Raw genomic sequence first — 13,850 nt, 5'->3', positions numbered from 1 at the left:
ATTTTATTCCTTTTTATTAAAATGATAACCCTACATTGAGTCCAATACTTCTTGTAGAAGGAGCTCCATATATGTCCACACCTTGTAATCCATTACCAGTACTTAAAGATACGTTTGGATCATATGGGGCATCTTTATAAAAGAAAAATAAATTCCTGCCTACTAATGAGGTATTAATAGATTTAAAAAAGCTGTTTTCATTTAATTTAAATTTATAGCCTATTGAGAGTTCAGCTAAACGCACATTTGTAGCCTTATAAACATATTCACTAGTAAAACCATTTCTTCCTCCAATTAATTGATAATATTCAGAAGCAGGTATTGTGGTTTCTGTATTAGTACTACCATTAAAAACTCTAATATCTCCAGTTCTATCTGATGTACCTTCAAGATCTGCTTGTGCTTGTGTTATACTCATTACTTCTCCCCCAAACTTACCATCTACCAAAAAGTTTAAGGTAATGTTTTTATAAGTAAAAGAGTTATTCCATCCTAATGAAAAATCAGGATTAGCATTTCCTAATTTTTTATACCCTCCAGAAATAGTAGGGTCATCTTCAGAAGTATCTATAGGAGCAAAAGATCGAGTATCACCATCTACAGTAAATATAGGTAGCCCATTTTCATTTTTAAGAAGCTGTCTACCATAAATATCACCAAAAGAACCGCCTTTTCGTATTAATAAGGCATATGAATTTACACTAAAATCTGTGATAGGTATAAAATCACCTTCTAGTCTTTCATCTAATTCTATGATTGTATTTTTGTTACTAGCGTAATTTATAGAAGTATCCCATGTGAAATTATCATTTTGTATAGGGGTTGCTGTAACAGAAATTTCAACACCAGTATTTTCGAAATTACCTGCATTAATAGAAAAGAATGGAGCTGTTCTTCCTTGATAATTTGGTTGTCCAGAGGGAGCTCCTATTTCCATATATTGATCTTTGGTATTGGTTTTGTAATATCCAATATCAAACCCTAAACGGTTGTTGAAGAATTTCCATTCTGTACCAACTTCAAAAGAAGTTTGAATTTCTGGAACCAATGGAACCAATGGTATTACACTAGGAGGGTTTAAACCTCCTTGACCTGTACCAATAGAACTAATAGGATTGTTAGCAAAACTCTGTACATCATTACCTACTTCTGCATAAGATGCGCGTATTTTTGAATAAGTAATAGCTTCGGGCATTTCCATCATTTCTGAGAATACAGCCGTAAGACCTACAGATGGGTAAAAGAAAGATTCTAAAACACTAGAAGACCAGTCGTTTCTGGCTGTCAAATCCAAAAAGAGCATATCTTTATATCCAAGAGTGGTACTAGCAAAAATAGATTGTACTTCTTTGTCTTCTGCTTGTGTTTGTTGTATAACTGGGTTAAGCCCTTCTGTTCCTACCTCAAAATTAGAGAATGTAAAAATATTAGGGAGTTTTAAGTTACCAGCAACACCAGAGTCTAATAAAATAGATTTACCTAAATCTGATTTTCTTATACTAGTACCTATATTAGCTGTTAAATTAAAGCTATCCGAAAGTGGAGTATTGATAGTTGCAATGATATCCCCATAAATTTGATTGTCTTCTACTTCATTATATAAATAACGACCTCTGTTTGCAGATAAAGTTGCATTTGTAGTTGCATGTAATTTTCTTTCAAATTTGTAAAAATTCTGGTCATAGCTTCCACGAGCTTGTATAGATAACCATGGATTGAATTTATATTTTAAAGAAACAGAAGCTAGTACTTTTTGATTCAAATCATCACTTGTATTTCTATTTATAATCCAATATGGGTTTTGTTCAATATCAGATGTTCCTCTAAACCAACGTTGTCCCATTAAATTCCTAACTGGACTAAACTCTTCAAAAACTTCATAATCTCTTAATGTTTCATTTGGAGAATTAAAGGAATAAGCACCTACTAATGGGTTGAAAAAGAATCCTGAAGTTGGTTTGTTGTGTATTTTTTGAGTTGATAGTAAGATATTTGCATCTACAGTCAGTCTGTTATCAAAAAGTTTAGCAGTTTCTCTTACATTTAATGTATGTTTTTTTACATTATGTGTTGGGATTATTCCTGTTGCCTGTGTGTTGGCGTATGAGAAATAAGTTTGCGCAGTTTCTGTTCCCCCTGAAACAGATACAGAATTGATTGCTGTTGTTCCCGTATTCAAGAAATCTTCAACATTTTTTTCGGCAGCTGGTTTTAAATCTATTAAATAAGCAGCGTCATCTACTGTAAAATTTGAAGATACGTTTACTCTAAAGCTACCAGATTTCCCTTTTTTGGTAGTGATCAAAATAACCCCATTAGAACCTTGACTCCCATATAAAGCAGAGGCAGAAGCTCCTTTTAATACAGTCATACTTTCTATATCATCTGGGTTGATCAGTGATAGAGCATCTCCACCATCTCTGTTACCTCCGTTTTGATTGTCTCCAAAAGTATTATTTGGTTGGATAGCAGAGTTGTTTAATAAAGGAATACCATCTACAACATATAATGGTTGATTATTTCTAGTAGAAGTATTACCCCTAAGTGTTACTTTTACAGATCCTCCTACACCAGAAGAACTTCTGTTTACAACCACCCCAGCTACTTTACCAGAAAGGCTGTTGATTGGGTTGGCGTCTTTTACTTTTGTTAATTCAGCAGCATTAATGTCTTGAGCTGCATAGGTAAGTGATTTTCGCGTCTTTTTAATCCCCAATGCAGTTACCACTACATCATCAAGTTGTTCAGCGTCTTGTTCTAATTGAACACTGATTACCGTATCGCTTCCTACGGTTACTTCCTTACTAGTCATTCCTAAATAAGAAAATTGAATTACATCTCCAGGAGATGCAGTAATGGTGTAATTCCCATCAAAATCTGTCTGTACCCCATTTGTAGTCCCTTTTACAATAATATTCACTCCAGGTAATGGTATATTATCCGAAGCTCCTGATACTAGCCCTGTAATTTGGGTTCCCTGCCCAAAACTCAGTAAGGAGGAAAACAATAAAATGGTTAAGGTTAAAATTTTTTGTTTCATATTAATATGTGGTTTTTTTGAATGATCTGAAATTAGCGTTTTAATTATTTAACAAAATTTTTTTTAGACCAACGACATCGTTTTAGTAATAATCGACATACATTAATGGATAATAGTTTTTTGAAAATTTGATATCTTTATTTTTTTTGTTTTTCTCTACAAATAGTCTTACATTTTTCAAAAATTTTTGTTAAAAAAGACAAATTTAAGAGGTATTGTTTGATAATTTTTTAAATAAAAAGGGGAAGAGTGCAAAGAACTATTAAACAGAAGTATCACCTGTATTTTTGGAGTATTTATTTTTTATTTAATGTAATTCGCTGGGGGAGCTACTTTAATGATTACTGGTACTCATTAAAATCTAACTTGGTAGAATTCCCTTTGCATATAGTTTTGGTTTATTTTAATATTTATTTTTTAGTACCCAAATTTATCTTCAAAAAGAAATATGTGTATTATATATTTTTTTTATGTTTGTCTTTAGGAGTTCACTATATGTTGAGATCTGGACTTAATCTTTTGTTGGTAACAGAGGATATTTGGCCAGAAGTCGAAGGTAGACTCGCTCCGTTTGGATTTAATCATGTTGTGGCGGTGATGATAGGAGAGTTATATGTAGTGGGACTGACCTCTGCTATAAAATATACGGCAGATTTTCTAATTGTACAAAGTAAAAATAGGTATTTGAGTGAACTGCAGTATAAGACAGAACTCAAATATCTTAAGGCACAGATACAGCCCCATTTTTTTTTTAACACTCTTAATAGTCTCTATTCACTTACTATAAAAAAATCTGATCTAGCACCTAATCTTGTATTGAAATTATCTAACTTTATGAGATATGTAATTTATGATACAAGTAAAAAGAAGTTACCTCTTTTACAAGAGATTGATCATATTGATAATTATATAGAACTCGAAAAAATGAGATATGGTGATCGAGTAAGCTGTACAATAGATATAGAAGGAAATATTGATGATGTAAAAGTGGTTCCTATGTTGTTTTTGCCTTTTATAGAAAATGCTTTTAAGCATGGACTTAAGGATAATGATAAAATGGAATTGTCAATTTCGTTTGAGAGAGTTCAAAATGAATTGATATTTATGTCTAAGAATAATTATGAAGAAGAACTAGAACCTAATAATTCTAATAATGGAATTGGAATAAAAAATGTAAAAAGAAGATTACAAATTCTTTATCAAAAAGACTTTGCACTAAATATATTACAAAAAAATAATGAATATTCGATTTTGCTTAAAATTCCCATATGATGATGATTAAATGTATCATAATTGATGATGAGCCGTTGGCAATAGATGTTATAGAATCTTTTTTAAAAGAATTTAAAAATGTTCAGATAGTTGGTACTTTTAAAGATCCTATCGAAGCATTGTCTATATTAGAACAGGGTGGTGTAGATGCGATATTTTTAGATATTAATTTACCTAGAATGAATGGCTTAGAGTTTTTAAAAAGTCTACAAGAATACCCTCAAGCAATTATTACCACTGCTTACAAAGAATATGCATTAGAAAGCTATGAATTAGAAGTCCTTGATTATTTGGTAAAACCAATTTCTTTTAATAGATTTTTGAAATCTATAAACAAATTGACAGCGAGACTTATTGCTATAAAAAAGCATGAACCTTCTATTGATTTAATTCAGCCAGCACATGTTTTTTTAAAAGTAGATAAAAAACTCGTCAAAATACTTCTAAGTGATATCCTCTATATAGAAAGTCTTAAAGATTATATTAGAGTAAGTACCTTAGAAGACACTTTTCTTTCACATAAATCTTTGTCAAGTATTAGTGAAGAACTTCCTTCTGAGAATTTTATAAGAATCCATAAGTCATATACCATTGCCATAGATAAGGTAAAGTCTGTAGAAGGAAATCTTATAGAGGTAGGGGATAAAAGAATTCCTATTGGAAGAAATTATGCAGCTCATGCCAAACAACGAATACTAAAAAACAAATCAAATTTATTAAAATAAAAATAATGGTTTTAACAACATTAGATTACATAATTATAGCTTGCTTTTTCTTAACCACTTTAGTTATTGGTATTGTGGTTTCTAAGAGATCTGGAAAAAATACCGCAGAGTATTTTTTGTCAGGTCGTAATATGCCGTGGTGGTTACTCGGCTTTTCTATGGTAGCGACTACTTTTTCTACAGATACCCCTAACTTGGTAACAGATATTGTAAGACAAAATGGTGTTGCTGGTAACTGGGTGTGGTGGGCTTTTTTACTAACAGGTCTTTTAACGGTTTTTGTGTATGCAAAATTATGGCGTAAATCAAATGTTACAACCGATTTGGAGTTTTATGCATTACGATATAGTGGTAAGCCAGCTCGTTTTTTAAGAGGATTTAGGTCCATATATCTAGGGATAGTTTTTAATATAATTGCTATGGCTGCAGTAAATCTGGCCGCTATCAAGATAGGGCAGATCATGTTGGGGTTATCACCAATACAAACTGTTTTGATAGGAGGTGTTGTAACTACAGTTTTTAGTTCTTTAGGAGGATTTAGAGGAGTTATTTATACTGATTTTGTACTTTTCTTTGTGGCTATTGTAGGAGCAGTTGGAGCTTCATACTATCTAGTAAACCTTCCAGAAGTAGGAGGGTTATCGAATATGATTACACATCCTAATGTGTCTGATAAATTATCGTTTTTTCCTGATTTCTCTAATACAGAAGCATTGATAGGAATATTAATTATACCATTGGCAGTACAATGGTGGAGTTCATGGTACCCTGGAGCAGAGCCTGGAGGAGGTGGTTATATAGCACAGCGTATGCTAGCTGCCAAAAATGAAAACCATGCAATAGGAGCAACTTTCTTTTTTAATATTATGCACTATGCATTACGCCCTTGGCCATGGATTTTGGTAGCATTAGCCTCTTTGGTAGTGTATCCTGATATTGCAAGTATTCAAGAAGCTTTTCCTAATGTAGAAGCAAGTAAATTAGGGAATGATTTAGCTTACTCAGCTATGCTAACAAAATTACCAGCAGGATTATTAGGACTTGTTTTAGCATCTTTAGGAGCGGCGTATATGTCTACGTTATCAACACACCTTAACTGGGGGTCATCTTATATTGTGAATGATTTTTACAAACAACAAATTAAAAAAGATGCTAGTGAAAAAGAATTAGTTAATGTAGGAAGAATTACTACAGTAATCTTGATGGTTGCTAGTGCGATACTTGCTTTATTTCTTACCAATGCCAAACAATTATTTGATATCATATTAATGTTTGGTGCAGGAACAGGTTTAGTGTATATTTTACGTTGGTTTTGGTGGAGAATTAATGCGTGGAGTGAGATCTCTGTGATGTTTTCAGCAATGATTATTCCTTTACTTCTTACTTTTACACCATTAGGAGATACTTTATTTGGATACACAAATGATGTTGGAGAATCAATATCAGGTGTTTTTCCTTCTTGGTTTAGTTTTATAGCAATGGTGATTATAACATCAATTGTATGGATAGTAGTTACTTTTCTCACAAAACCAGAATCCAAAGAAACATTACAATTCTTTTATAAAAGCATTCAGCCAGGAGGCCCTGGGTGGAAAAAAGTTGTAGATGAAGCAAAAGATGAAGGAATAGAGATTGTAGAATCTAGAGAGAAATGGACAGTTCCTTCAGGAATTTTGGCAATGCTGTTAGGTTGTGTTTTGGTATATAGTTGCTTATTTGCTGTAGGAAACTTAATATATGGTGATTATACATTAGCAGGAATTATAGCCTTAATTGCGGCTGTTTCAGGTTTCTTGTTAGTAAAAGTATGGAGATCACTAGGTAAGAGTATGATGTCGTGAAAATAAATAAAAGAGTACAATCAGTAGATTTTTTAAGAGGCCTTACGATCATGCTTATGATTCTGGTAAATACACCAGGTGATTGGTCTTTTGTATATAAACCTCTATTACATGCAGAATGGAATGGCCTTACTTTGGCAGATTTTGTCTTTCCTTTCTTTTTGTTTATTGTAGGTATCTCTATAGCATTCGTATACAGAGGGAAAAAAGGAAATCCAACGATATATAAGAAAATTATAGTACGGAGTATGAAACTAATTCTGTTGGGGTTATTTATCAACGTGTTTTTACCATACTTCCCATTTATACAAACAGAAGCAATACGTATTCCTGGAGTCTTGCAACGTATAGGGATTGTATTTTGTATAACTTCTATACTGTATTTGAATTGTAACATAAAACAATTAATTTTTATTGCAATTTTTATTCTTGTAGGATATTGGATATGGCTAGCATATATTCCGTTACCAGATGGGGTGTCTCCAATTTTAGAGAGAGGTACAAATAATTGGGCAAACTATGTAGATTGTCTATTGTTAAAAGGACATATATGGCAACCAGAATACGATCCAGAAGGAATTCTTAGTACATTACCTTCAATAGTATCTGCAATTACAGGGATATGTATAGGTGAAATATTGACGGGAGAGATAAAACAAAAGTTAAAAATATTGACAGGAGTTGGAGTAGGCTTTATTCTTGTTGGTTATTTATGGAGTATTTTCTTTCCTATAAATAAAGCATTGTGGAGTAGTAGTTTTGTACTTGTTACATCTGGTTATGCAACTCTATTCTTAGTATTGTTTCACTATTTATTAGATGATAGGAAGTATAATTTTGGCAATATTGTTAAATATGTAGGAGCAAATGCTATTGTTATCTATTTTTTATCAATGATAATTTCTAAATCTTTTTATTTGATAAAAATAAACGCACAGGTATCGGTGCATCAATATTTATACGATACTATTTTTGTTTATCAATCTATGGATAAACGATTATCTTCTCTTTTTTATGCTTTAGTTGTAGTTGCTTTTTATACTGTTATGGCGTATTTCTTATATAAGAGAAAGATTTTTATTAAAGTTTAAGTATTCCGAATTACTATATAAACTATATCAATTGAGTGTTTTTTACGCTTGATTGGTATAGTTCATTTTTTATATACCCGTGTGTTTCATTCGTTATTAATCTGATGGTCTTTGTATGTAAAAAAGTGTTGCTCGTATATTTTATTTCTTCAATAAGTCTTAAAAACAGAACTTTAATGTTGTGTTTATGAATAACTTAAAATAAATAGAACAAATCTTATAAACAAAATAACCTTAACAATGACACACAAACTCATTACTCCAAAAAACTATATGATTTTACGGAAAAGATCATGGATGATGGTTTTTGCCGCATTATTTCTAACAATTAATTTAACATTTTCTAAAGATATATATCCAGAGAAATCTAATCAAGATTACTTCTCTATAATGGATTACTCTACTACACTACCAATCCCTGTTCAGGTTAATGAACTGATAGATAAAAATATGTGGGATACTTTGTTTCCTTATCGTTTTGGAGCCAAGGATACAGGGGGTGGTGTATGGGTGCTAGATCCTAAAGACGATTTTTATACATTTGATTCTTTTGTCGAAGCTATAAATAGAATGAGCAAGATAAAAGTGATTTTTGAACGACGATGTAGTACAAATGCATATAGAATTACACGTATAGACAAAACGACAAACATATCAAAATTACTAAGAACAGATGTAGATTTTGATGCACCAAGAAATATAGATAAAGAAATTATTAAAGAAGAAATTGACTATGCATCTTTTCTAGAAGAAGGAAGTTTAGAAACTAGAAAAAGAGAAATTACTGCTTTTTTTGCAAATATTTCTCATGAAACTACTGGAGGTTGGTCTACTGCACCAGGAGGGCAATTCTCATGGGGTCTTCATTTTAGAGAAGAACCTACAAATGCACCGTATGCTTATCCTGATGTTAACTACCCACCAACATCTGGTAAATCATATAAAGGTAGGGGACCAATACAGTTGTCATATAACTATAATTATGGGCCTGCAAGTGAATTTATATTCGGAGACAAGCAAGTGTTATTAGACAATCCAGATTTAGTGATTCAAGATGCAGCACTAGCTTTTCAAACAGCGATTTGGTTTTGGATGACACCACAATACCCTAAACCATCTGCTCATGATGTAATGGTAAGTAGGTGGGTACCTAATGAATTAGATATTACCAAAAATAGAGTTCCAGGATTAGGAATGACTGTAAATATTATTAACGGGGGAGTAGAATGTGGACAAGGAACAGAGAAACCTCAAGTATTAGATAGAATAGGATATTATGAAAGGTTTGCTGGAATTTACGGAATAGGAACGGATATGGATGGAGTGCATGATCTTTCTGATTGTGGATGTAAAGATATGTCAAAGTATGGTGGGGATGCAGCTGATTTAACTGCTGAACCATGTGCTCAAAAACCACAAGTAACGTTTTCTTCTCCAAAGAATAATCAGATGCTAGAGCAGGTAACATTTACTTCGGTGCCAGTAAGTTTAGTAATAGATGAAAAAAATACTAGATTGACCAGTGTTACTACTACAGTTGGAAGTCAATCGTTTACTGGTATTACATTTAATTGGACACCATCAAGCTATGCAAGTCATATTTTGACGGCCAATGCCGTTTTTGAAAATGGTACAACAGCAACATCTAGTATCAAAGTTATTGTGTGGGATGGAGTAAATCTTAATTGCCAAGAAATTCCCGAGTGGAATTCTACAAGAATTTATAAAGACAAGGATAACTATGTACGATATAATAATAAAATATATAGAAATAAGTGGTATGCAGGTAGTGGTAGTGTTCCAGGTACTGCCTCTGTATGGGAATTTATAAAAGACTGTGCTACATCAGGAGGAACTGCACCTGTAATTACATGGGAGTCTCCAGCAAACGGGCAGATTATTGAGCAGGCGACTTTATCTGCTGTTGCATTGAGAGCAAGTGCTACAGATGATGGCACAATACAGTCATTTACCTTTAGACATAATACAACTGACCTTAGTACTACTGCTTCTGGAAATAGCTATATAGCAAATTATACTCCAACAGCTTTTGGAGAAGTTACTATTATTGCATCTGCTACAGATGATCAAAATAAAACAGCAGAGAAAACAATTACATTTACTGTAAAAGAAAAAGTAGTAGGAGGAAATAACAATGCACCATCGGTGAGTATTACTTCTCCATCTAATAATGCATCTTTTGCTGCTGGTGCTGCTATTAATGTAACAGCCAACGCTTCTGATACAGATGGTACAATAGCCAAAGTAGAATTCTTTGATGGAGGTAGTAAAATAGGAGAGAGTACTACAAGTCCATACAATTATACTATTACTAATGCAGTAGTAGGGACCTATGTATTAACAGCAAAAGCGACTGATAACCAAGGAGCAATTGCTACTTCTTCAGTTGTTAATGTTGTAGTTTCTGGCGGAGGAAATGGAAACTGTACTGGCATTCAACAATATATAGCTGGTACTTCTTATGGATTAGATGATGAAGTTATTAATGCTGGAGAAAAATTCTCATGTGATATACCAGGATGGTGTTCATCTGCAGCAGCATGGGCATATGCCCCAGGAACTGGAGCACATTGGGAGCAAGCATGGACAAAGGTTGGAGCGTGTGCTATAACTCAGGCAAGATCTAATGATTATTTCTTGTATCCTACAGTTACAGAAGATATAGTAACACTTAGAATTAAAACAAAGAAGATTTCTCAAGTAAGAGTTGATTTATATCATATTTCTGGAAAACTTATAGAAACACAATCTTTTAAATCAAATCAAATAAAAATTACAAATTCATTTACACAAGATCTTTCAAATCTCAAGAATGGACTTTATATTTTTAAAATTTATGTTGATGATAACATTTATTTTGAGAAAGTTCTAAAAAAGTAACCTTTTTGAAATTTTATATTGGGTAGTTGTTTAACGCAACTACCCATATTACTCTTTTACTTTATATAATCAAATCAAATCAAACTCAAAATTTATTATTTATTATGAAAAATTTTTATATCTTTTTTAGTCTGTTTTTTTGTGTCCTGTTTGTACAGGCACAATATAACTTCCCGACATGCGCATCTGCATGGGATGCTGCTAATGTTCCTTATAAGCAAGGGCAGGAGGTCTCTTTAGATGGCAAGAATTATAGATGCAAATATCACACTAGTGATCAACCAGGGGCAGCTTCATGGGAACTGGTAAGTCCTTGTGGAGATGGAGGTCTTGGGCCAGGATATGCTGGTAAACAAAAAATTATAGGATACTTACCCACATGGATTGCCAAATATGATATTAAGAATAACTTTAATCCAGAAGTAGTTACACATTTAAATATTGCTTTTTTATTGTTTAAGCAAAACAATCAAAATTATAATAGTAATGATTTTGCTTCAGTTGCTTTTGATCAGTTTCACGTAAGAAAAGTAGATTCTGTATTAACCGATTTAGGAGTTCTTCAAAAAGCTAGAGCAAAAAATGTAAAAGTTTCTGTAGCTCTTGGAGGCGCTACTGATTTTGCATTTTTATGGTTAATGAATAAGTATCATAATGATGATGCTAAATTAGAGCAAATTGCTACTTTGATTGCAGATTATGTGTCTGTAAATCAGTTGGATGGTGTTGATTTAGATATGGAGTGCTGGTGGGCAGATCCTAATATTGCAGGAACTTCTGATCAAGGAGGACGTGTACGTGGAAGCAAATGGGGAGATGCTGACCAAGGACCGCACCCTGCAGGAATTGGTTTAAGAAAATTAAGCCAGAAATTAAGAGTTAAAATGCCAAATAAACTGATTACAGCTGCAGTATTCGGAACTTCATGGTATGGTAACAACTATGATGATGGAATTGCTGATTATATGGATTGGGTAGCTCTTATGTCATATGACTTTACTGGTTCATGGGATACTTCTCCAGAAGGACCACATTCTTCTCTTTATAAAGTGCCAGTAGGAACGTATCAAGGACAAACAGCAGATAACCCTATTTATAGCGCAGAAGATGCATTAGAATATTGGATGGGATTTGCTCCCCCTGCTTGGAACCACGCTGGTGGATTTAATGTGCCAAAATCAAAACTAGTTTTTGGAGTACCTATGTATGGATATGATTTTTCTGAAAAGAAACCTGATGGAGGAAACGGAGCAAAATTTGTTCCTTATAATGAAATATTAGAAGAGTTTCCTAATGCGGCAACAAGCTACGATCCTAAAGATGCTAAGAAGTTAAGTGGATTTATAGGAGAAAAGAACAAGAAGATATATTTTGATACTCCTAAGTCTGCTGGAGCAAAAATGAAATATTCTAAAGACTACGGACACCAAGGGTTAATCATTTGGGAACTTACTCAAGATGCTAATTATAACTCTTCTTCAAGTATATTAAAAGCAATCAATGAGGCGGCAGGAAATAATAATACAATCAATAATCCACCAACAGTTACTTGGCAATCTCCAACAAATACCCAAATAATAGAGGTTGCAGAGCTTTCACCTGTTACGTTAGAAGCAAGTGCAACAGACTCTGATGGAACTGTTCAATCTTTTACTTTTAAGCATAATAATACCCCTATTAGTGCTACGGCAAATGGGAGTAATTATACAGCTACTTTTACACCAACAGCATTTGGCGAAGTTACCTTGGTGGCTTCTGCAACAGATAATAAAAATGCAACCTCTGAGAAGACTATTGTTTTTACTGTAAAGAAAAAAGGAACAGGAGGAAGCAATGTAGCACCATCCGTAAATATAAGCTCTCCTGTAGATAACGCGTCTTTTAATGTTGGAGATCCTATTTCAATTACTGCAAACGCAACAGATAGTGATGGTACAATTGCTAAAGTAGAGTTTTATAATGGGGCAATAATGCTAGGCGAGGATATGACAGCACCGTATGAGTATACATGGCAGAATGTTGTAGCTGGAAATTACTCGATTACAGTAAGAGCAACTGATAACCAAACAGCTTCTACTACATCTACTGCCGTTGCAATTACTGTTACCGAAGTAGGAACTGGAAGTTGTGCAGGTATACCTCAATATGTAGCAGGAACATCTTATGGATTAAATGAAGAAGTAACGAATACGGGTGAGAAGTTCTCATGTGATATACCAGGATGGTGTTCTTCTTCTTCGGCGTGGGCATATGCCCCTGGTACTGGAGCACATTGGGAAATGGCTTGGAAAAAAACAGGAGTTTGTACAACAACTTTAGAGGCTAGTGAGTACTCTTTATACCCTACTGTAACTCAAGATGTGGTTAACCTTAGCGTACATACAGAAAATACTTCTCTAATCAAAGTTGATGTATATCATATTTCTGGAAAATTGATTGACACACAGTCTTTTAGAGGGGGTAATGCAAAAACAGCTAAGTCATTAGTGAAAGATCTTTCAAATCTCAAAAATGGACTTTATATCTTCAAAATCTATGTTGATAATAACGTTTATTTTGAGAAAGTACTTAAGAAATAACTTGTTAATTTTTATTTAGGTAATTGCTTAATTAAGTAGTTACCTAATTTGCAAGGATATATAGAACCTCTTTTGTAAGCAAAAAAGAGATGCTTTTACAAATAATAATAATATAAAGAACTGTATTGGAATTACACATATAGTGTCAAAATATAGGACCCCTGAACATAAGGTCTATAACCACAAACTCAACTTCTAGGGTCCTTTTTGACATTTTGAATTACAATGCGTAATGTTTAGTATTTAGATGTCATTGATTTTCTTGGCTAAGTTCTAAAATACATATGATCTAGTGCTATATTTTTAAAATTCATCCAAGTTTGGTTCGAAGTGAACGCAATTGCTGTGACCATTGCCATTTTCGTGGTTACATTTTTTACTTTTTCTAACACTAAAAACCA

At 33.1% G+C, this 13,850-nt stretch carries 7 protein-coding genes; 6 read left to right on the top strand and 1 reads right to left on the bottom strand.

Features of this window, described 5'->3' with window-relative positions:
- Nucleotides 1-16 precede the first annotated feature (16 nt).
- The gene (locus CVD18_RS13570; protein ID WP_103865982.1) at nucleotides 17-3,040 is read right to left on the bottom strand and encodes a carboxypeptidase-like regulatory domain-containing protein; all 3,024 of its coding nucleotides are present in this window, start codon (nucleotides 3,038-3,040) and stop codon (nucleotides 17-19) included.
- Between the two features lie 495 nt (nucleotides 3,041-3,535).
- On the opposite strand from CVD18_RS13570, the gene CVD18_RS13565 reads away from it, so the two are divergent.
- The 6 genes from CVD18_RS13565 to CVD18_RS13540 all read left to right on the top strand — a co-directional run bounded on the left by CVD18_RS13565 (nucleotide 3,536) and on the right by CVD18_RS13540 (nucleotide 13,449).
- Entirely contained in the window at nucleotides 3,536-4,312 is a 777-nt protein-coding gene (locus CVD18_RS13565; RefSeq protein ID WP_233194550.1) for a sensor histidine kinase, read from the top strand.
- Nucleotides 4,312-5,037 (top strand): LytTR family DNA-binding domain-containing protein, encoded by a 726-nt coding sequence (locus CVD18_RS13560; protein WP_103865992.1) that lies wholly within the window; start codon nucleotides 4,312-4,314, stop codon nucleotides 5,035-5,037. Before CVD18_RS13565 ends, CVD18_RS13560 begins: the two co-directional genes overlap by 1 nt.
- 5 nt (nucleotides 5,038-5,042) lie before the next feature.
- On the top strand, nucleotides 5,043-6,878 hold the full coding sequence (locus CVD18_RS13555; RefSeq protein WP_103865980.1) for a sodium:solute symporter family protein: 1,836 nt from the start codon (nucleotides 5,043-5,045) through the stop codon (nucleotides 6,876-6,878).
- Nucleotides 6,875-7,969, top strand: a complete 1,095-nt coding sequence (locus CVD18_RS13550; protein ID WP_369858600.1) for an acyltransferase family protein — start codon at nucleotides 6,875-6,877, stop codon at nucleotides 7,967-7,969. The genes CVD18_RS13555 and CVD18_RS13550 overlap by 4 nt, the downstream gene beginning before the upstream one ends.
- Nucleotides 7,970-8,209: 240 nt before the next feature.
- Nucleotides 8,210-10,870, top strand: coding sequence for a glycoside hydrolase family 19 protein (locus CVD18_RS13545; protein ID WP_146052789.1), 2,661 nt, complete (start codon nucleotides 8,210-8,212; stop codon nucleotides 10,868-10,870).
- Between the two features lie 104 nt (nucleotides 10,871-10,974).
- The gene (locus CVD18_RS13540; RefSeq protein WP_146052788.1) at nucleotides 10,975-13,449 is read left to right on the top strand and encodes a glycosyl hydrolase family 18 protein; all 2,475 of its coding nucleotides are present in this window, start codon (nucleotides 10,975-10,977) and stop codon (nucleotides 13,447-13,449) included.
- The last annotated feature ends 401 nt before the right edge of the window (nucleotides 13,450-13,850 follow it).

The organism is Aquimarina sp. I32.4 (genome assembly GCF_002924285.1).
Lineage (GTDB): Bacteria > Bacteroidota > Bacteroidia > Flavobacteriales > Flavobacteriaceae > Aquimarina.
Note: the sequence above shows the minus strand (reverse complement) of the source record. Positions and strands in the feature narration are given on the sequence as shown.

Excerpts from the sequence above, each read along its gene's own strand:
- CVD18_RS13570 (WP_103865982.1), bottom strand. The coding sequence starts at position 3,040 with ATGAAACAAAAAATTTTAACCTTAACCATTTTATTGTTTTCCTCCTTA.
- CVD18_RS13565 (WP_233194550.1), top strand. The coding sequence starts at position 3,536 with ATGTTGAGATCTGGACTTAATCTTTTGTTGGTAACAGAGGATATTTGG.
- CVD18_RS13560 (WP_103865992.1), top strand. The coding sequence starts at position 4,312 with ATGATGATTAAATGTATCATAATTGATGATGAGCCGTTGGCAATAGAT.
- CVD18_RS13555 (WP_103865980.1), top strand. The coding sequence starts at position 5,043 with ATGGTTTTAACAACATTAGATTACATAATTATAGCTTGCTTTTTCTTA.
- CVD18_RS13545 (WP_146052789.1), top strand. The coding sequence starts at position 8,210 with ATGACACACAAACTCATTACTCCAAAAAACTATATGATTTTACGGAAA.
- CVD18_RS13540 (WP_146052788.1), top strand. The coding sequence starts at position 10,975 with ATGAAAAATTTTTATATCTTTTTTAGTCTGTTTTTTTGTGTCCTGTTT.